The sequence below is a fragment of the Streptomyces sp. NRRL S-87 genome, assembly GCF_000719335.1.
Taxonomy (GTDB): Bacteria; Actinomycetota; Actinomycetes; order Streptomycetales; family Streptomycetaceae; genus Streptomyces.
Window position 1 is genome coordinate 64,865 of the sequence record NZ_JOGB01000006.1, and the last position, 20,826, is coordinate 85,690.

At 76.1% G+C, this 20,826-nt stretch carries 9 protein-coding genes; 6 read left to right on the top strand and 3 right to left on the bottom strand.

Going from position 1 to position 20,826, the window contains the following annotated elements; all coding sequences use genetic code 11:
• Positions 1-102: 102 nt before the first annotated feature.
• Genes IF43_RS0105830 through IF43_RS0105840 form a run of 3 tightly spaced genes read right to left on the bottom strand, consistent with a single transcriptional unit; the run spans position 103 to position 3,718 of the window.
• Positions 103-1,092: a PD40 domain-containing protein gene (locus tag IF43_RS0105830; protein ID WP_030194831.1), complete on the bottom strand. Its 990-nt coding sequence runs from the start codon at positions 1,090-1,092 to the stop codon at positions 103-105.
• On the bottom strand, positions 1,089-2,378 hold the full coding sequence (locus IF43_RS0105835; protein ID WP_030194834.1) for an MFS transporter: 1,290 nt from the start codon (positions 2,376-2,378) through the stop codon (positions 1,089-1,091). Before IF43_RS0105835 ends, IF43_RS0105830 begins: the two co-directional genes overlap by 4 nt.
• On the bottom strand, positions 2,378-3,718 hold the full coding sequence (locus IF43_RS0105840) for a discoidin domain-containing protein (protein ID WP_030194837.1): 1,341 nt from the start codon (positions 3,716-3,718) through the stop codon (positions 2,378-2,380). The genes IF43_RS0105835 and IF43_RS0105840 overlap by 1 nt, the downstream gene beginning before the upstream one ends.
• 508 nt (positions 3,719-4,226) lie before the next feature.
• Here IF43_RS0105840 and IF43_RS0105845 point away from each other — a divergent pair.
• From IF43_RS0105845 to IF43_RS37805, 6 genes are all read left to right on the top strand, one after another.
• Positions 4,227-6,908, top strand: a complete 2,682-nt coding sequence (locus IF43_RS0105845) for a DUF6603 domain-containing protein (protein ID WP_030194840.1) — start codon at positions 4,227-4,229, stop codon at positions 6,906-6,908.
• On the top strand, positions 6,905-10,447 hold the full coding sequence (locus tag IF43_RS0105850) for a hypothetical protein (RefSeq protein WP_030194843.1): 3,543 nt from the start codon (positions 6,905-6,907) through the stop codon (positions 10,445-10,447). The genes IF43_RS0105845 and IF43_RS0105850 overlap by 4 nt, the downstream gene beginning before the upstream one ends.
• Positions 10,448-10,493: 46 nt before the next feature.
• Positions 10,494-15,149 (top strand): hypothetical protein, encoded by a 4,656-nt coding sequence (locus tag IF43_RS0105855; protein WP_030194845.1) that lies wholly within the window; start codon positions 10,494-10,496, stop codon positions 15,147-15,149.
• 2 nt (positions 15,150-15,151) lie between these two features.
• A complete protein-coding gene (locus tag IF43_RS0105860; RefSeq protein ID WP_030194848.1) occupies positions 15,152-16,894 on the top strand; it encodes a hypothetical protein in 1,743 nt (580 codons plus the stop codon).
• Positions 16,894-17,853: a WD40 repeat domain-containing protein gene (locus IF43_RS0105865; protein WP_030194850.1), complete on the top strand. Its 960-nt coding sequence runs from the start codon at positions 16,894-16,896 to the stop codon at positions 17,851-17,853. The genes IF43_RS0105860 and IF43_RS0105865 overlap by 1 nt, the downstream gene beginning before the upstream one ends.
• 193 nt (positions 17,854-18,046) lie before the next feature.
• On the top strand, positions 18,047-20,812 hold the full coding sequence (locus IF43_RS37805; RefSeq protein ID WP_051794769.1) for a peptidoglycan-binding protein: 2,766 nt from the start codon (positions 18,047-18,049) through the stop codon (positions 20,810-20,812).
• The last annotated feature ends 14 nt before the right edge of the window (positions 20,813-20,826 follow it).

Sequence of the window (20,826 nt, forward strand, 5' to 3'; positions counted from 1 at the left end):
GCGCCACCGGGCCGGACGCCCTCGGGACCACGGGGCGGGACCGTTCCGCTCCGGCCAGTCGGGCGTCCGCCGGGGGATCGGTTCCGCCGCCCGGGAGCCGCGTCACCGCGGTGTCGCCGGCGAGGTCGCTCCCGCCGCCAGGCGGCGCGGGGTGCCGGTGCCGTCCGCCCGGACCGTCCATACCGCGCCCCCGTAGGCGTACGCCACGGTGTCGGGGCCGGTCCAGGCGGCCTGGTCGTCGACGGAGCGCGGGTCGGCGAGCGGGTGGTCGCGGAGGGTGGCGAGGTCGAGGACGTGCAGGCGCCAGGGCGCGCGGGGGTCGGCGGAGACCTTCTTCTTGTAGGCGATGCGCGTGCCGTCGGGTGAGAGCGAGGGGCACTCGACGTTCTCCTTCAGTGTCCGCGCCGCCCACTTCCCCAGGTCGCCCTCGACCAGGTAGGTGCGCCCCCCGGTGGCGGCGGTGGCGTAGAAGCGGTTGTCGTCGGCGGCGAAGGTGACGCCCCAGAAGTTGACGTCGGGGGCGTGGTGGCGGCGTCCGTCGAGGGTGAGGGGGATCTGCTCGATGCTCTTGACCAGGTAGCCGGTGCGCAGGTCGAGGATCGAGGTGCGGGTGGAGAACGCGGCGGTGGCGTAGGAGTCGCCGCTCGCGAAGGTGGTCCAGGCGAGGACCCGTCCGGAGGCGGAGACCCGGGCGCGGTCGGGGATGCCCGGCAGGCTCATCCTGCGCACCTCGCGCAGCCGCCGGTCGAGCACGAGGACGTACGAGCGGGCCGGCACGCCGGGGCGCAGCTGCAGGCACAGTGCGGTGTCCGCGGCGGCGTGGAAGCGGTCGCAGCGGGGCCCGAGCGCCACGCGCTCACCAGGCGCCGCGGGGTCCTGTCGGGCGACACGACCGGTGGCGGTGTCGCGGAACCAGAGGGCCCCCGGGGAGCCGGTGTCGAGGGTGAAGCCGGGGTCCGCGGTGGCGGCGGCCGGGTCGGGGCGCCCGGCGGCGGCGTGCAGCGTGTAGGCGGTGGCCCCGCCGGCGAGGAGCAGGACGCCGAGGACCAGGGCCGACAGGCGGCGCCGGTTCGGGGCGGGCGCGGTGGTCATGTGAAGGACCCCTTTGCGGAGGGCGGCGCGGACGGCGAGGGTGCCGGCCCGGGTTCGGGGTGCGGCTCTGCCGGGAGCAGGCGGGTCGCGCCGCACAGGGCGGCCGTGAGTGCGGTGAGGGTGAGGAGGAGTGCGGTGGTCGGTCCCCACAGCGTCCAGGCGGCTCCGAAACCGGCCGCGGCGCCGACCTTGGCGAGGGCCTGGGCGGTCTGGACGAGCGCGAGTCCGCCCGCCCGTCGCCCCGGGGGCAGGAGCGGCCCGGTGAGGGCCATCAGGACGCCGTCGGTGGCGGCGTAGAAGACCCCGGTCAGGAGCGGGACGGCCGCCAGGAGCACCGCGGCGGGCACCGGGGCGAGGAGCAGCCCGAGGGCCGGCAGCAGGGCCGCGTGCCCGTACAGGAAGGGGCGGCGGCGGCCGATGCGGTCGGCGAGGTGCCCGGCCGGTACGGCGAGGAGCAGGTAGGTGGCCGCGGCGCCGAGCGGCAGGAACGGGAACCAGGGGGCGGCCAGTTCGGTCCGCTGCTGGAGGAGCAGGTAGAGGAAGGCGTCGCCCACGGTGGCCGCGCCCAGGAGCGCGGCGGCGAGCGCGGTCCGGCGCACGCCGGGAAGCCGGAGCGGCGCGGCGAGGTCGCGCACCCGGTGGCCGGCGCCGACCGGCTCCCGTCGTCCGCCGGGTACCAGGACCACGAGGAGCAGCACCCCGAGCAGCCCGGTGCAGAAGCTGACGACGAAGACGGCGTCGTAGGCGTCGGCGGTGGCCCACAGGAGCGCGAACGCGGCCAGGGGGCCGAGGAGGGCACCGGTGGTGTCCATGGCACGGTGCACGCCGAAGGCGCGGCCCAGGCCGTCGGGCGGGCTGTCGAGGGTGATCAGGGCGTCCCGCGGGGCGGTGCGCAGTCCCTTGCCGACGCGGTCGGCGGCGAGGGCGGCGGCGATCCCGCCGGTCGCGCCGCCGGCGAGCAGCAGGGCGAGCCGGGAGCAGGCGGAGAGCGCGTAGCCGGTCCCGGCGACCGCCTTGTGGTGGCCGCCGCGGTCGGCGGCGTGGCCGCCGGCGAGCCGGACGAGGGCGGTGGCGCCGGTGAACAGCCCGTCCAGGAAACCGAACTGGAGCGGGGTGAGGCCGAGACCGACGACCAGGTAGAGGGGCAGCACGGCGGTGACCATCTCGGAGGAGACGTCGGTGACCAGGCTGACCGTGCCGAGGGCGAGGACGGTGGCGGAGACGCGCCGCCGCGCCCCGGAGGGGGCGGGCGACGCGTCCCGGCGACCTGTGGTCGCGAGGTACATCAGTGGCAGGTGTAGGTCGGGCCGGTGTCCTTGACCCGGCCGTCGGTGCCGACGTACTGCCAGGTGTAGGTGGTGTCGGTGAGGTCCAGCTTCAGTACCCCGTACGTGCCGCTGATCCGCTTCTGGCTGTGGGGCTGGACGGTCTCGATGGGGTACGGCTCGGCCCCGCCCATGCCGCCGACGATCTCGACGATGCCGTCGGCGGTGGCCCGGCCGGCGGGGTCCTGCGGGGCGAAGCGCTCGTAGTGGTGGTCGTGCCCGTTGAGGACGAGGTCCGCCCCGGCGGCGTAGAGGATCCGCCAGACGGGCTTGGAGACGGGGTCGTTGCCGTGGCCGCCGGAGGAGTAGAGCGGGTGGTGGAAGTAGGCGGCGACGCAGCCCTTGGTGGTGCGGGCGAGGTCGTCCTTGAGCCAGGTGATCTGGGCGGGGTCGTCGAAGGAGTTGGAGTCGAGGGCGAGGAAGTGCCAGTTGCCCTCGTCGAAGCTGTAGTAGGGCCTGCCCTGGGGGTAGGCGATGGCGCCGAAGTACGCCTTGTAGCCCGCGAGCGGGCCGGCGGGGTCGTACGTCTCGTGGTTGCCGGGGGCCGGGTGGGTCTTGGCCTTGAAGGCGCCCCAGGTCTTGTCGTAGTAGTTCCGGAAGTCGGACAACCGGGCGTCGTCGTACTGGTTGTCGCCCATCGTCAGGTAGAACTTCGGGTTGATCCGCCGGGCCTGCGCGGCCGTCCTGGGGTGGGCGCAGGAGCTGCTGGAGGCGGTGCACCGGGCGGCGATGTCACCGGCGGCGACGACGGTGAAGGCGCCGGTGCCGGGCGGGACGGTGTCGTCCGGCGTCCCGTAGACCTCGAACTCGTAGAGCGAGTATCCGTACGCGGTGCCGCGGGCGGTGCCGTGGACGCGGACGTAGCGACCCCTGCCGCTCAGGGCGGTCCAGTCGTCCGTGCCGCCGTTGCCGGCGGACTCGGTGGCGAGCGTGGTCCAGCCGGCGCCGTCGGCGGAGATCTCCACGCGGTAGGCCTTGCCGTAGGCGGCCTCCCACGTGAGGCGGACGCGGGAGACGGCGGCGGTGGTGCCGAGGTCGACCCGGATCCACTGGGGGTCGGAGCCCTCGGCGCTGGCCCAGCGGGTGGCGGGATCGCCGTCGAAGGCCCTGGCGGCGGTGAGGCCGGCGGCTTCCTGGGAGGAGGCGGTGGCCGGCCTGCCGCGGGAGAGGAGCGGGTCCGCGGCGGCGGCGCGGCCGGTGGAGGCGAGGACGAGGCCGCCGGTGACGAGCAGGACGGCGGCGAGCAGCAGGGACAGGGTTGTGGTGCGGCGCGGTGGGGCGGAGGCGTGCGGGTGGTGCATACCTGTGACTCCCTTTGCCTGGGAAGGGTGAGAGCTGGGCACCGGTGCGGGCAGCGCGGGCCGGCCCGTGGCGGTGGGGCCCCGGGCGTACGCGCGCCACGGCGGCCGGGTCAGAGCTCTCGCTGAGCGCGTCACGCCCGCCCCCTTGGTGGAGCCGGGAACGGGCGCCGCGCCGAGCCGCCGCGCGGGATGCTATCTGATAGGAAAGTTTCCTACCAGATCTCCGGCGGCTGCCGGTGCCGCCGTCCCCGGAGCACGGCCGGGGTGCACCCACGGCCGGCGGCCTCTGGTCGGAGGTGCCCGTACGGCTCCGGGACCGCCGGCGACCTCCGGTCCGGCGGAGGGCCGGGCGGCGCAATGGCGGTCCACCGTACGGATGAGGGGCCGGGGGGTGCCTTGCCAGGCGGGGTCGCGGCACCAGGATGGAGTGCTGTCGGGGCGCGCCGCGCGGTGCGCCCGCGCGGACAGACCCTTCCGGGAACGTCGGGAAGGTGGAAAGGCGCCGCTCATGGGTTCCGTCGCTGCATTGGCCGCCGAGTTGCGCGCGGGGCTGTCGGGCATCGCCGCGACGCTCGGCGGGCTCGACGCGGCGGGACGTCGGCAGGCGGTGCGCGAGGCCCTGGGGGTACTGCCTCCCTCGGACCTGACGGCCGGCGGCCTGCTGAAACGCCTGGGCGCGTCGGCCGGGGAGCCGGCCGGGGAGCTGTGGCTCCGTGTGGTCGACGTGCTCGCGGGTGCCGCCGACCGGTCGTCCCCCGTCTGGGCCCTCGAGGTGCCCGGACTGTTCACAGCGGATGCGGGCGGTGTGCAGGCGGCGGCCGGGGCCGCTCTGGGCGCGGAGTTCACCGTGAAGCTGCGCATCGGGGAGCTCGGCCTCACCGAAGGCCTGCGGCTGCCCCTGGGCGGCACGCTCACCCTGACCGTCCCGGCGGATCCGGCCGCTGCCGTGCTCGAGCTCGCCGCCGGTCCCCTGCACCTCGCCCTCCCCGACGCGGACGGCCTGCTGGGCCTGTTCGCTCCCGGCGGACCGGTGCTCGTCGGTGACCTGGTGGCCCGGGTCGACGGCCGGGGGGCCCGCTTCGAGGGCGGTACGGGGCGCGTCGTGGCGCTGCCGCTCAGGAGTGCGTCCGGTGGTCTGCGGGCCCCGTCGGTGCACCTGGCCGCCACGGACGGCGCCCTCTGCTTCACCTCGTCGTTCGGCGCCTCGATCCCGGGCCTGGCGGACGCCTCGGTGGACGGCGTCGGCATCGCCGTCGCAACCGACGGCGGCGGGAGGGCGCTGCCCGCCACCGCCATCGCCCTCAGTCTGGCGATCGGCCCGGCCCGGGGGGCCGGGTTCCTGGCGGGCAGCGACGGCGAGTACCGGGGTGCTCTCGCGCTCGGCCTCGGCCCGGTCGACGTCAGGGCGTTCGCCGTGCTGCGGACCCGGCAGCGGGCGCTTCTGGTCGCGCTCGGTGCCGAGTTCACGCCGGCGATCGAGCTCGGCCTGGCCCTGACCCTCAACGCGGTCGGCGGGATCGTCGGCATCGGGCACGCCGTCGACCGGGCCGGGCTCGCCGCCGCCGTGCAGTCCGGGCACCTCGACCGCGTGCTGTTCCCCGACGAACCGGCGGCCGCGGCGGCCCAGATCCTGGGCACGCTCGCGACCGTGTTCGTCACCCGGCGGGGCAGCGTGGTCGTGGGCCCGATGCTCCGGCTGGGATGGGGCCGTCCGGTGTCGTTCGTGACCGCCGACATCGGCGTGGTCATCGAACCCACCCGTGGAACGACCGCCCTGCTCGGCCGGCTCAGGGTGGCGCTGCCCGCCCCGCAGGCCCCCGTCATCGAGCTCAAGGCGTCCGTCGGCGGTGTCGTCGACGCGGACGGCACGGTGCAGTTCGCCGCCGACCTGACGGGCTCGCGGATGCTGACCGCGGGCATCGAGGGCGGCCTGGCCGTGCGGATCACCCCCGGCCCCGGGCCGGCGTTCCTGCTCAGCGCCGGCGGCTGGCATCCCTCCTACCCGGCCCCGGCCGGCTTCCCGACGCCCCGACGGCTCTCGCTCACCCTGGCCGACTCCCCCTTCCTGCGGATCTCGTTCACCGGCTACCTCGCGCTCACTCCCGGCACCGTCCAGGCCGGCGCGGCGCTCGCCGTGGTCGTCGGTACCAGGAGCACGGGAGTGACCGGTCACCTGCACTTCGACGCGCTGGTGCGCTGGGAGCCGAGCTTCGGCGTGGTCCTCGACCTGGGCGGCGGGTTCGCGCTGCGCTTCGCCGGCCGGTCGATCTGCACCGTGCAGCTCCGGGTCCGGGTCGAAGGACCCACGCCCTGCTGGCACCTCGCGGGCCGGGCGAGCGTCTCGCTGTTCTGGGTCGACATCGACTTCCCCTTCGACGAGCACTGGGCCTGCACCCGGCAGGTCACCGCCGCGCCCGCGCCGGACGTCGCCCAGCGGCTGGAACGCGAACTGGACGAGCCCCGCAACTGGGCGCCGCTGCTGCCCCCGGGCACCGGGCCCCTGGTCACCCTGCTCGCCGACGGCAAGGACGCGGGCCGGCTCCTGCACCCGCTCGGACGGATCCGGTTCAGCCAGCGGCTGGTGCCCCTCGGGATCCCGATCAGCCGCTTCGGCGCGGGACGGCTCCCCGCCCCGAAGACCTTCGACGTGACCGTCCGCTACGCGGTCCCCGGCGGGGGCGCGACCGACGCGGGGGTGGGCACCCCGGTCACCGAGCACTTCGCGCGGGCCGACTTCTTCGAGCTCACCGATGACGAGCGGCTGACCCAGCCCCCGTTCGAGCGGTTCCGCTCGGGCATCGAGCTCGCCCCGTCGGCGCCGCCGCCGGCCGCCCGCCGGTACGAGGCCGAGGTGCGGTACGAGAGCAAGTGGCTGGGAGCGCCCGGGGACCTGCACCAGAAGCTGCCCCGCTGGTCGGCGGACGAGGCCTACCTGGCCCGGACCGTCCCGTACGGGGCCGTGGCCACCGGGGGCGCCCACACGGCCCGTACGCGGTACGCCGCCGCCGCGAGGTGCCCGAGCGCACTCAGGGAGCGCGCGTTCACGGTCGTCGACGCGGACACCCTGACGCCGCGGCCGGGGTACCCCCGCGGGGTGACCTTCACCGAGGCCGCGGAGGCACTGCGGTCCGTCACCGGCGGCACCGCGGCCGGGCTCCGTGTCGTACCCGTCCACGAGGTGAGGCCGTGACGTCGTACACCTTCGCCTCCTGGGACCGGACCGGTGCCGCGGCCTCGCTGCGCGAGCTGGACGGCCCGTCGGTCACCGGCCCGCTGCGCGGCCGGCTGTCCGCCGGCGCGGCCGTCAACGACGGCCCCCTCCGGCAGGTGCCGTTGGACCTGTACGGTCCGGGCGACGTGGTCGCGGTCGACCCGCAGCAGATCGTCCGGGTCTACCCGAGGCCCGGCACGCCCGACGCGGAGACCACCCGGTTCCCGCTCATCGAGTTCGACCGGACCGACTTCCCCTGGCTGTTCACCCCGCTCGCGCCCAAGGACGGGGGTGAACTGCGGCCCTGGATCGCGCTGGTCTGCGTACCCACCGCCGCCGGCCGGCCGCGGCGGCGCCCCGGGGTGCCGCTGCCGGTGCTCCACGTGCCGGCCGACGAGCTTCCCGACGCGACGCGCCTGTACCTGTGGGCGCACACCCAGACGGTCACCGGCCACCCGGAGGACGACCGCCGCTCCCTGTCACGGCTGCTCGCCCCGCGCCGGCTGCTTCCGCACACCGAGTACACCGCCTGCCTGGTGCCGGCGTTCGAGGCCGGCAGGCGTGCCGGCCTCCTGCAGGCGGACCCCGCCGGCCTCCGGCAGGATCCCGGGGACCTGTCCCCCGCGTGGGGGTCGACGGACGACGAGGCCACCCTGCCCGTCTACCACTTCTGGACCTTCACCACGGGCGAGGGCGGTGACTTCGAGTCCCTGGCCGACCGGTTGCAGTGCAGGCCGCTGCCAGGCACCGGCGGCCGACGGGCCATGGACATCAGTCGGCCGGGGCTCGTCGAGCCCGGGCCCGGGCCCCTGCCGCAGGCCGTCGAGAGTGCGCTGACCAGCCCGGACGCCCCGCCGAGCGCGGCGTGGCCGGTCGACGCCCCGGGAACCGCGTGGCAGCAGGCACTGGCCTCCGTCCTGGACACGACCAGGACCGACGACGGGGAGGAGGACCCGCTGGTCCAGCCCCCGCTGTACGGCGGCTTCCACGCGCTGCGCTCGCGCGTCCTGCCCGCGGAACCCGGCTGGCCCGGCACCCTCAACCTGGAGCCGCGCTGGCGGGTGGCCGCGGGCCTGGGCACCCGGTCCGTCCAGCGCGAACAGGAGCAGCTCATGGCCTCGGCGTGGAGCCAGCTGGCCGAGGCGACCGCCACCAACCGGTTCCTGGAACTCGCCCGGTTGGCCCGGCTCGTCGGCGCGAGCCTGCACCGGCGCCACGTGGCGGGCCTGGACGCCGACGGGCTGCTGCACCTGGCGGCGCCCGTGAAGAGCAGGGCGGCGTTCGGCAGCACGACCCTCGGCGCAGCCATCCACGCCAGCGCGCTGCCGACCGCGATGTCCGGCACCGCGTTCCGCCGTGCCGTCCGACCGCGCGGGGCGCTGTGCCGACGCATCGCCCTCGTCGGCACCCCGGGCGGTCAGGCCCCGGGTCAGCGGCCGTTCGCCGGGACGATCGCCGCGCTGTCGGCCGCCGGCCGGGGCCTCGCCGTGGCCCCCGGGGCACCTGACGGCACGGTCTCCTTCGCCGTCGCCCCCGAACGCGTGGTCGGCGCCGCACGGCTGCCCGCCGTACTGGCCGAGCTCGGGGTCTACGGGACGACGCCGCTCGGCTGGCGGGTCCTCGGACAGCGGGCCGAGCAGCGGGCCGGACTCCTCGAACTCCTCGCCGACCGGCTCGACGCCCTTCCGGACCCCGGCGCGGGCGCGCTCGACGCCGCGCTGCCGCTCGGGGCGCTGCCCGAGGTCGAGGTACCCGAGGACTACCTGGCCCTGATCCGGTTGACCCCCGGCGGCACCCTGCTGCTCCCGTCGGGGAGGGTCACGGCCACTCCCCTGCTGCCGCCCGCCGGCGGTGCGGGGGCGGACGTGGCCTTCACCGGGACCTGGGCGGGACCGTGGAGCGAGTCCTCCGCGGCCGAGCCGGTCGACCGGTGGAACGGCACGTGCGGCGGGACCTGGCGGACCACCGTCGCGAACGGCAGCTGGCGGGGCTCGTTCAAGGGGTCCTGGAACGCCCACCCCGACGGTAGGACCGGCGGCCCCTGGCGGGCCGTGGCGAGCGGGACCTGGGACGGCGCCGGGGAGCAGGGGACCTGGCAGGGGGTGGCCACCGGCACCTGGGACCCGCTGTCCAGCACGTCCGACGGGACGTTCGACGGCGTGTGGCAGTCGGAGGGCCGGTGGGGCACCTTGCAGGGCTCCTGCCCGGGCACCTGGGACTGGGACACCACCGGGACCGCCGGCATCTGGCGGGCGGACTGCGGCGGCACCGGGCTCCGGGCCGCGCCGGGCCCCGGCGGGGGCCAGGACGGGTGGCACGAGGAGGGCCTCGACGCGGTCCTGGCCGGCTGGCAGGCCGAGGGGTCGATCCCGCTCGGCACCGTCATCGGCCACGACCGCCTGAAAGGAGCGGCCGGGCGGCTGCCCGCGGCTTCGGTGCTCGGCATCACCCCCGCGGACGCGCGCGCGATGGCCGTCGCAGCCCGCGACCGCCTGTACCGTCCCGCCGACGCTCCCGTCGTACCGCCCCGGGGTTCCTTCCCCGTGGCCGAGGCCCGGGACGCGGTCGCCGAACTCCTCGACCCGCGGCGGGCCGTCGACGCCGCCGTGCGGTCCCGGGTGGAACGGCCTGCCACGGACCGGCCGGAGGCGCCCGTCCAGTGGGCACCGACCTTCCCCGACCCGATGTGGCGGCCGCTCGCCGCCCAGTCCACCGAGTGGATGCTGGCCGGCCTGGAGAACGTCAAGCCGGACAGCGCGGCCCTCGCGCACCCGAACCCGGCGTTCGTCGCGGCGTACATGGCCGGGCTCAACCACGAGTTCGCCCGGGAGCTGCGCTGGCGCGGGTACCCCACCGACCAGCGCGGCACGTACTTCACCCGGTTCTGGGGCGCCGACCCCGACATGCCCGCGCTGCCGGAGTGGAGCACCGCACTCCCGCTCGGCGCCCACGTCACCGGGCCTCCGAAGCGCCTCGTACTGCTGCTGCGGACGGCACTGCTGCGCCGCTACCCCGACCTGATCGTCTACGCGGCCCCGCTCCAGGGACCGCCGGGCGCCGAGCACCAACCGGTCGACGGCCAGGCCCGACACCCGGTCTTCCGCGGGGCGTTGGACGCGGAGACCGCCTTCTTCGGCTTCCCTCTGACGGAGGCCGACGTGATGGCCGAGCCCTGGGGGTTCGTCCTCGCCGAACAGCCGACCGAACCGGTCTTCGGACTGGACGACCCCGCGGACCCCACGGCGCCGACGTCGTGGGGGGAGCAGTACCACGGGCCACCGGAGACGGACCCGCCGTCGCTCGCCGACGACTGGAACGACCTCAACTGGAAGCACGTGTTCACCTCGCCGACCGAGTACGAGGCCGCCCGGCACGCCCCGTCCGTGCGGCTGCCGAACGTGTCGCTCGGCGGGCTGGTCTGGGGCGAGAGCGCCGCGGGCACCGCCCGGCAGTGCTTCCAGCAGCCGGTGCGGGTGGTCATGCCCGCCCGCCGGCTGCTCCGCGAGGGACCCGGCTGACCCCGGTCCACCGACGACCACCGCGCACCCCAGGGAGACACCCCGCATGACCGATCTCGGCCTTCTGCGCCAGGCCGTCGCCGAGGCCGAGCGGCAGCGCGCCCTCCTCGGCCCGGAGGCCACGCCCGCCCGGCGCCGGGACGCCCTCTCGGCGATCCGCGCCGCCCGCAAGGCCCTGGACGCGGCCATCGGGGCCTTCGTCGCGGACGCCCCCGGCGACGAACTGCTCGCGCGCCTCGACCCGGACGTCCCGCTGGTGCTGATGCCCGTACGGCTCGAGACCAGGCTGCGGGTCGGCGGCGCGGCGCCCCCCGCACTGCACGTGCGCATCTTCCCCGACGACGTCCACGTCGAGTCCCACGACCCGGACCCCACCGAGGGCGAGGTCCGCAAGGGGCAGGACTACTGGCGCCTGGTGTGGCGGGCGGGACGGGCCGAGAACGCGGCCGGGGACCGGGACCGGATCCTGCGCAGCGCATGGGACCAGCTGTCCGGCGCCCTCGGCCCGGCCCGGGCCCGCTGGATCGCCGCCCGGCTGGCGCCGGCTGCGGACGACCGGCCGGGAGGGCCGCTCGCCGACGGTGCGCCGGGCCCCGAACCCCACTTCGGCGCCCCGCCGACCCGGGCCCGCGGCTGGAACCGGGCGGCGACCGCATCCACCCTCCCCGACCGGTTCGTCGCGCTGGCCTACCAGACCGCGCCCGACGGCGGACTCGTCCTCGTGGGGCAGGCCCCGGGCTCCGCCGTACCGGACACGGTGCAGATGGGGCCGGACCCGGATGCCGGACCGGCCGGGTCCGGATCGCCCCTGGACCCCGAACTGCTGTGGCTCACCGACTTCGCGGCGGCGCGGGAGAAGGGCCTGGCCATCGAAGTGCCCCTGGACGGTCCGGGGTACGACCCCGGGCAGGAGCCCCTGCTCACCCGGGTCCTGGTCCTCGGCGTGACCGCGTCCCTCGGCCCGGAGGAGTCCGCGGACAGGGTCGCCCGGCTGCTCTCGGGGCGCGCGGACGACGGCCAGGCCTCGTTCCTGCCCCAGGGCACCCCGACCAACAACATCCCGGACGCGGCCCGCTCCTCCGGCGCGCCGCCGGACGTCGAGGACATGCTCCGGGCGGCCGCGGCACCGCAGGCCGCGGCCCCGGCCGACCCGTGGGCCAACGGCGACCGCGTCGCCACGGCGCTGGGCCTGCCCGCCGCGGCGCTCGCGGCCCTGGCCGGCGCCCGCGAGCCGGAGCAGGCCGATGCGCGGGCCCTGCAACTGGCGCTGTGGAGCGCCACCGGCGACTTCTTCCTCGACGAGCTCCTGGAGAGCGACAGCCATCTTCAGGAGCTGCCGCTGGACCGGTCGTGGCTGCGCGGGCACTACGCGGACCTGGTCCGGGCGCGCGGCCCGCTGCCCGCGCTGCGGATCGGCCGGCAGCCGTACGGACTGCTGCCCGTCACGGCCACGGCCCGCTGGCAGCCCGACCCGCGGGAGGACGCCCGTCTCGCCGGCCTGCACCACGTGCTGACGACGCTGCGCCCGTTCTGGGAGGTCGGCGTCGCGACCCTGCCCCGGGTCGGCGGCCGCGACCAGCCCGGCGAGAGCCTCGACCTGCCCAAGCCGGAGCGGGACGTGCTGCGGGCGCTCGGCATGGCGCCGGTCTCCCGCACCTGCGGCGTACGGGGTGTGCGGGGCATGCTCAACGCGTGTTTCATCCACAAGTGGGCCGACGCCGCGGAGGAGTGCCCGAGCACCGTCGAGAGCCGCTTGTCCCGGGCACTGAACCGGGCCCTGGGCATCACCTACGAGCCGGTCGTCTCCCACCACCAGAACGAGGGCGGGGACGCCTCCCGGCTGTGGCTGCCGTTCGTCCGGGTCCCCCCGCTGCCCGGCGCCCTGGACCCGCTCGAGGACTTCCTGCTGTTCCTGGAAGAGGTCGTCGAGCAGTTCGAGGCCCCGCGGCTCATGGTCGGGCCGGAGCAGGCCCGGACGCTGCTGGAGGCACTGCTGCGGCACACGGCCAACCTCGAGTACGGCCGCGCGGCGGCCGCCGTCGCCGACCCGCACCTGTCGCCGGTCCGGCGCGGGAACCGGTTCGCGGAGCTGCTGCTCTCCCCCGAGAAGTCCGCTCCCGTCACAGCTGCAGCGGGGGTGCTGCTCCGGCCGTTCACGGCGGCCTCGCTCCTCTCCCTCGACGTACCGGACCCGGTCACCGCGGCCACCGTCACCGTCGGCCACGTCGTCAAGCAGGCCCACCAGGACCAGCTCGGGGCGATCGGGGCGGCCGCCCGCGACAAGCACGGCGTCCTCACAGCCCAGCTCCCCGAGCGCCCTTGGAGCAGCCGGCTCGCCGAGATCGACGCCGCGCTGGGCCATCTCGCCCTGCGGGTACGGGCCTGGCACGACCGGGGCGAGGATCCGTTCGCCCCCGTCGAGCGGCTGCTCGGGGAATGCCTCGACCTCGTCTCCCACCGACTGGACGCCTGGATCACCTCGCTGGCCACGGCCCGGCTGCACGCGATGCGGGCACCGGAGCGCCGGCCGACGGGTCTTCAGATCGGGGCGTACGGCTGGGTGGAGGGGCTGTCGGCTCGGTCGGCGCCGTCCAGCGACGGCTTCATCCTCGCCCCGTCAGTCCCCCAGGCCACCACGGCCGCCATCCTGCACAGCGGCTACCTGTCCCACGCGGACGATCCCGGGGCCTTCGCCGTGGACCTGTCCTCGCGCCGCATGCGGGTCGCCATGGACGTCCTGGACGGAGTGCGCCAGGGCCAGCCGATCGGGGCCCTGCTCGGCTACCGGCTGGAGCGGCGGCTGCACGACGCCCGGGAACGTCCGGAGGGCGGCCTCGTACTCGACCGGGTCATCGCCCCGCTCCGCAGGCTCTGGCCGACGCAGACCGTGCTGCACGAGGGGACCGGGGCCCAGCAGTTCATCGGTGTGCACGACGTCACCGACGGAGCCGCACTCGGTGAGATCCCCGTCGCCCAGGCCATGACGGCGCTGCTGCCCGAGGTGCGGCCCGCGCTGGAGCCCACGGAGGAGGAACACGTCAGAAAGCAGCTGGAGGCCCTGCACGACGACATCGACGCCGTAGCGGACCTCCTGCTGGCCGAAGGCGTCCACCAGTTCGCCAGCGGCAGCACCGACCGGGCGGCAGCCACGTTCGACAGCCTCGCCGCCGGAGGCCAGGCACCGCCGCGGCCCCAGGTGCTCGACACCGCGGGGCACGGCACCCCGGTGACGCACCGGATCATGGTCGCCGTCCCGCGCGACACGGCGCCGGCCGCGGGCTGGGACTCCGCCGCCCAGCGCAGCCGTCCCCGCGCAGTGGCGGAGCCGCGGCTGGACGCCTGGGCGAGCCACCAACTCGGCCCGGCCGCCGGGATCCGGCTCCGCGCGGCATGGACGCGTCCGGGGCAGGACGTCGCGGCGGCGCCCGTGCACGAGCACGCCTGGCCCCGGGTCGGCCTCTGTGCCCTCGACGTGGTCGCGCTCGTGGGCTCGGGCGCGCTGCGCGCCATCCTGGAAGGCGCCCTGGCAGCGCACCCACCCGCCGCTACGCCCGCCGGAGCGGTGCCCACGCTCCTGGGCGGCCGGGCCGACGACTGGCCCGCCACCGTGCGGTCGCTGTCCGACACGGAGTCGCTCGCCGTCGCCGTCGGCGCCGTCCTCGCCGCAGGCCGGTCGGCGGGCCCGGCAGACCTGGGCGCTTCGGCGCCGTCCGCCGAGGTCGCGGGGGACACCGAGCTGTACGGGCGGGCCCACACCGCCCTCGCCCGTCTCGATGCGGCCCGCGCGGACCTGGACGTGGGCGAGCTCGCGGCATTCGGCATCGTGGCACCGCTGCCGCCCGACGGCGGCACACCGGACGACGCCGCGGAGGCGGCGGCCAGGCAGGCCGCGGCGAGGGGGGAGCGCGCGCGGGCCGCCCTGCCGAACCCCGCCGTTCCCGGAAGAACCCCGCCGGAGGCCTCCCTCGGGGCGCTGGACGCCCTCTTCGGTCCCGGCTTCCGGGCCGTCGGCCTCGTCACGCTCACGAGCCCGGGCGCGGCGGCGCTCCAGGAGTCGTTCGGTGCCGGACTCGGAGGCACCGAGCACCCCGCACCCCGGGACTGGCTGGAGCGGATGGCCGGGGTCCGGCCCGGAGCCGCGGCGCTCGCCGATCTGCTGCTGCTCACGGAGGCCACGGGCACCGGCGGGGGCTACGGACTGCGCGTCGGTCAGACGCCGTTCGGCCCGGGGCGGCGCTGGGTGGGTGCGGACGGCTGGCGGGACGGTGCGGACCCGGCGACGGGGCTCGTCCTCCACGGCCCCGCGGGTCCCGAAGGGCCCGACTTCTCGGATCCGGTGGCCGTTCTGGTGGTCGACGAGTGGTCCGAGGTGATCCCGGCCACCACGCAGCCGGCGGCGGCCGCCTTCCACTTCGACGCGCCCGGCGCCCGCGCCCCCCACGCCGTGCTGCTCGCGGTGCCCGCCACCGCCGGGTCGCCGTGGACCGTCGACGCGGTCGCGGACGTGGTCGGGGAGGCGCTGGAACTGGCGAAGCTCAGGCTGGTCGACCTGCCGGCGCTGGGCTGGTTGGGACGCTACCTGCCGGCGGCGTACCTCCCCGACTCCTCGCTCGGGAGCAATCCGGCGGTCGGCGTCAAAGACATCATGAAGCAGTCCAAGGCGGACGGGCTCGTGGGCATCTTCACGGACAGGGAGTCGTAGCCATGACCGACGCGGCCCGGTTCTCCCACTTCCACCGGCTGGAGCCACAGGTCCGGTCCTCCGGAAGCGGCGGCCAGCTGGACGAGTCCCTCGAGGCACGGGTCGCGGACCCGCTGTTCCTGCTGGCCCGCCAGTGGCAGCTGGCCGAGTTCCGGGGCGAGGACGGCGGTTCACCGGTCCTGGTGACGATCGGGACGGCCGGCGCGGAGGTGGACCGCTTCCGGCCGGGGACCGGCGGCCCCTCCGCGCCGTATCCGCCGGGGACGCCCGTGGAGTACCTGGCGGAGGCCGGCGGTCCGCGGGAGCTGACGCTCCGGGCCGCGGCACGGGCGGGTGCGCGGTTCCTGTCCCTGCTGGGTCCGCTGTCCCCCGGCGTGCGCGCCGACGTGACGCGCAAGCTCCTCCAGAAGTGCCCCCTGGCCAGGCCCGCCGACGGCGGGGCGGGACCGGAGCATCCGATCGACCCGGCGGGGCTGGCCCTGTGGCGGGTGCTCCGGCCCCGTACGCCCGACGGTGACCGGCTCGCCCGGGAGCTGAGCAGCGGCTGGCGGCCGGCGGGCCTGGCCGGAGCCGCGGCCGCGCTCTTCGACGAGGCGGCGGACCGGTGGCAGCGGTGGTTCGACGCGGAGCACCCCGTGCCGAGCCCCTCGACCTGGGTGACCGAACGGCTGGAGCACCGGTTCGGGGTGGAGGCCGAGGTGGGTGACCGCCGGGTCGTGCTGACCGCACCCGAGTACCCGGGCGGGAGCGCCGACCCGTACCGCTTCGACCTCGACGCCGGTGGCACGCCCCTCGACCTGCCGGACGCCCCCGCTACGCGGCACGTGTCCCTGCCCACTCGGGCGGCGTACCCGGGGATGCCCGCGGACCGCTGGTGGGAGTTCGAGGACGCCACCGTGAACATGCCCGCGATCGAGGCGGGTCCCGCGGACCTCGCCCGGCTCCTCGTCATGGAGTTCGCCAACGTGTACGGGAACGACCACTGGATCGTGCCGGTCGACCTGGAGGTCGGGAAGCTCCACTGGGTCACCGGACTGAACGTGCTCGACACGTTCGGCGGGAAGCTCGACATCGCGCCCGTCGCGCACCGGCAACTGGCCCTGTTCCGGCTCAGCGACGCCCGGGACGAGGCCGGCTCCCCAGGCGCCCCGCTGCTGCCGCTGCTGTCACAGGCCCACGCGCGGACCGAGGGCGGGGCCGTGGAAGAGGTGTTGTTCGTCCGCGACGAGATGGCCAACCTCGGCTGGGGCATCGAGCGGGTGGTGCAGAGCGCCACCGGCAGGCCCCGGGCGCGCGCCGACGAGTTCCCGCTCGAAGAGGGGCCCGACCCGGCGCCCGGGCCCGGTGCCGCGCTGGCGTACCGGCTGCTCACCCCGGTGCCGCCGTACTGGGTCCCCCTGGTGCCGGTGCCCCTGGTCCCGGGCCCCGCCGGCGGTGTCGGCGGTGCGGCGCCGGCGGCGCGGGGCGCCGTCCGGTTCCGGCGCGGGGTGGTCCGGCGTACCGCCGGCGGCGGGCAGCCGGGGGCGGTCGGGCGGCTCCTGGAACCCGAGGTGAAACCGGTGTACTTCCGGGACGAGGAGATCCCGCGCGCGGGAGTGACCGTGTCCAGGGTGCCGGTGGCGGTCCGGGACGGGCAGGGGCGGCTGTACCACTGGGTGGGGCGCCGGGTCCGGGCCGGGCGGGGCGAGGCGGCGAGCGGCCTGGCCTTCGACGCCGCGCTCCCGGCGCAGGGGGGCACGCCGTGATGACGTCGCGGTGGGTCACGTGCGCACTGGCGCTGACGCGTGACGGCGCCGAGGTCGTCGGAGCGGACATCACCGGCCGCGCGCACCGCTGGGACCGGGTCGAAGGCACCGCGCCGGCCCCGCCGTTCCCCGCGCACGCGCGCACGGTCTGGTCGCTGCTGCTGACGCCGGACGACAGTGAGATCATCACGGCCGGCAGCGACGGCACGGTGCGCCGCTGGCGACGGGTGGACGGTGCCCAGGCGGCCGATCCGTTCACCGCGCACGCCGACTGGATCCGGGCGCTGGCCCTGACCTCCGACGGTTCCGAGCTCGTCACCGCCGCGGAGGACGGTACGGTCCGCCGCTGGAGCCTTCCCGACGGGAGTCCGCGCGGCGCCGCGCTGACCGCGCACGGCGGACCGGTGCGGGCGCTCGCCCTCACCCCCGACGACGGCGAGTTGGTCACCGCGGGCGGCGACGGCACGGTACGCCGCTGGGACCGCGAGAGCGGCGCACCGATCGGCGATCCCCTCCTCGGTCACGCCGGCGCCGTGCTCACCGTCGCGGTCACCCCCGACGGGGCGGAGATCGTCACCGGCGGCCGGGACGGCACGGTACGCCGCTGGGACCGGCACAGCGGACGGCCGCTCCTCGAACCCCTCCGCGCCGGATCCGGCGTCGCCGCGCTCGTCCTCACCACCGACGGGGAGGTCATCGCCGGTTCGTACGACGGGGTGCTGCGTCGCTGGGACCGGTCGACGGGGCACCCGCTGGGCGAAACGCCCACGCCGCACGCCGCGGTGTGGGTGTGCGCCCTGACGCCCGACGAACGGGAACTGCTCACGGCCGGCCCGGGGGCCCCGGTCGTCCGGCGCTGGACCCGTGGGGGGCAGGAGGTGGGCCTGGTCCCGGTGCGCTCGGCGACCTGGATCGACACCGCGCCCCGGTTGGAGATCCACGGCCCCACCCCGTTCTGACGGGTCGTGACCGCGGTGTCCCCGCGGCGCCCCCGCGCCCCGCCGGGCGCGGGGGCACGTGGGCGGGGGTGCGGCGACGGCCTGCTCGGGACGAGGTGAGGAGCCACTCGGGGCGAGGTACGGTGGTCGTGAACGGTCCAGCCGGGGCCCGGCCGAGTTCGGCCGGCGTGCCCCCTTCCGACCGGATGTGGCGATGCCCGACATCGAGATCGACACCTCGCGGCTCACCTTCCGCTCCTTCACCGTCCCGGAGGCCGCGACGGGCTCCGTGGACGGTTCGACCACCCCGCCCCCGACGGTCTCGCTGCCCGTGGCGGGCGGCTACCACCTCAAGCAGGGCACCGGTCCCCCGTCGGACTTCGTGTTCGAGGTGACGGCCGACGGAACGGTCGACTTCGACGCCTCCTTCGACGCGTTCGTCCTCGGACGCGGCGGGCGCCGACTGACCGTACGCGGGCTCCCGGTGCGGCTGGACGCCACGGCCCTGGACCAGGACCTGCTCCTGCGGACCGGCGGGTTCGACGACGGGCCGACCCTGGTGTCCGGCAGCCCCCATGACCTCCTTCTGCTGCCACGGCCCGGCTACCGCCTCGACGGCGGGGCGGGCAGGCTCGACTTCGCCGTGGGGACCGACGGCGTGGTGCGGTTGGGCCCGGAGGCGGAGGGCTGGGCCGCGGCCGGGGACGGTTCGCTGACGGTGAGGGGTCGGACGGTCCGCATCGACGGCCGGGAGCTGCTCCACGACCTGCTGCCCACCGGAATCAGGGGGAGCGTGTTCCTCTCCAGGGACGCGGTCCACACGCGTACCGTGCTCCCGGGTGCGGGGTACGGCTTCCAGCCGGGGGCGGGAGTCGTGGCCGACCTGTCCTTCGGGGTCACCGGGGACGGCGAGGTGACCCTGGACCCGGAGTACGCCGGGTTCGCCTCCGCCGAAGGGGACACCCTGCGGGTGTGGGGGCGGGACGTCCGCATCGACGGCACGTCGCTCGACCACGTCCTGGTGCCGACCGGACTGCGGGGAAACGCCGTCACGTCCCTGCCACGGGAGTCGGTCAACACGATCAGGGTGGTCCCGACGCTCCCGGGGTACGGTTACGGCTTCCAGCCGGGGTCCGGAGTCGTGGCCGACCTGTTCTACGGCGTCACCCGGGACGGCGGCCTGGCCCTCGATCCGAAGTACGCCGGATTCGCCTCCGTCGAGGGCAACGAACTCACCGTCCGCGGGCGGACGATCCGCATCGACGGCACCGCCCTGTCCCACGACCTCGCACCCGACGGCATGAACCGCACGGAGACCCTCTGGCTGTCCCGCACCACGGTGAACGAGGTGACGGCCCTCCCCACGCTGCCGAGGTACCGGTACACCCTGCGCCCGGCGCCGAACGTCACGCCCGACCTGGCGTTCGGGGTCACCCGTGACGGGGACGTGAGCCTCGATCCCGCCTACGAGGGGTTCGCGTCGGCCGACGGGGACACCCTCGTCCTGACGGGCTACCCCGTCGTGATCGACGCCACCGCGGCGGACAGCGATCTCGTCGGCCTCACCAACATGGAGAACGGCACGAAGCCCCGGCCCTCGAACCCACGGGAGATCGCGGCGGTGCTGCTGCCCGGCAAGGGCTACCTCCCCCGCACCACGAAGGGCGTCTTCACCTCGCCCTTCGACGTCGAGCGGGACGGCACCCTCACCGTCGCCTGGAACACCGTCGGCCGCTACGTCGTGACACCCGCCGTGCGCTCCGACGCGGCCGACGGAGGGAGCGGGGTGACGTGCAGCGCGACCGTACGGGCCCTGGGAGCGGACCGGGACGTGCCCGAGGGGACGCTGACGTTCGCCACCGCGACCACCACCCTGGGCAGCGCCGAGGTCGACCCGCAGGGGCGGGCCCGGGTGAGCACCACGGCGCTGCCGCCCGGGATCCACGACATCGCCGTCACCTACCAGGGCGGCGCCGACTACGGGCCCAGCTCGACCGGGCTGCGCCACCGCCAGTTCCCGGCGTCCGTCGACCCGGCGACCGACCCCGCCCCCGACCCGGCCCAGCCGGTCCTCCTGGACTGGGCCGAACTGCCCGTACTGGCCCGGATGGCCGACCCGCACGAGGTCGACGGCCGGGTCAAGCTCGCCCAGGCGCTGCTGAACGCGGCCGGAGCCGCCCAGCCGCCGCTCGTCGTCGACGGCAACTTCGGCGATCTGACGCAGGCGGCGGTGCTGGCCTTCCAGGCGGGCCGACCGCTCCCGCCGACCGGCACGATCACCACACCCGACTGGTTCGCACTCGCGCTCGCGGCGCCCCGCCCGCTGCTGGAACCCGGTCCCCGCACACCGGAGATGACCGGCCCGCCGGTGGCCCGCGTCCAGCAGTCCCTCAACCGCTCCGCCGGGGTGCCCGCGCTCGATGTCGACGCCCGGTTCGGTCCGGCGACCGCCGAGGGGGTACGGGCCTTCCAGACGCGGCACGGCCTCGCCGTGACGGGGACGGTGACACCGGAGACCTGGGCCGCGCTGGCGGGAGGACCGCCGACGACCGTGCCGACCGCGTCCATGCGCCTGACCTTCTCCTACGACAGCGCGGACTGGGCGGCGGGCGGGCCGCCGGTGCGGCTCACGACCGTCGCCGCGAAGGTGGCCGTGACGGCTCCGCCCCCCGACGGCCCCGACGGCCCCGACGACCCGCCCGAGGGCACGAGCGGCTTCTGGTACGAGGTGCGCGACGCGCGGGGTGCGGTCCGCTACCGGCGCGCCCTGCACCAGCCGATCGCCCTGCGCCGGGAGGTGCCCTCCGGTGCCGAGACCCCGGGGCTGTCCAGCTTCCCCCTGGACGCACCGCGGGGCACCTTCGAACTGCTGGTGCCGCTCTACGCGGTACCCGGGACGCTGGTCCTCTTCAGCAGTCCGCTCGACGCGGCCCGTGCGGACGAGGCGGCCGTCGTCATCGGCACGTTCCCGCTCGCCTGACGCCCCGGAGGTAC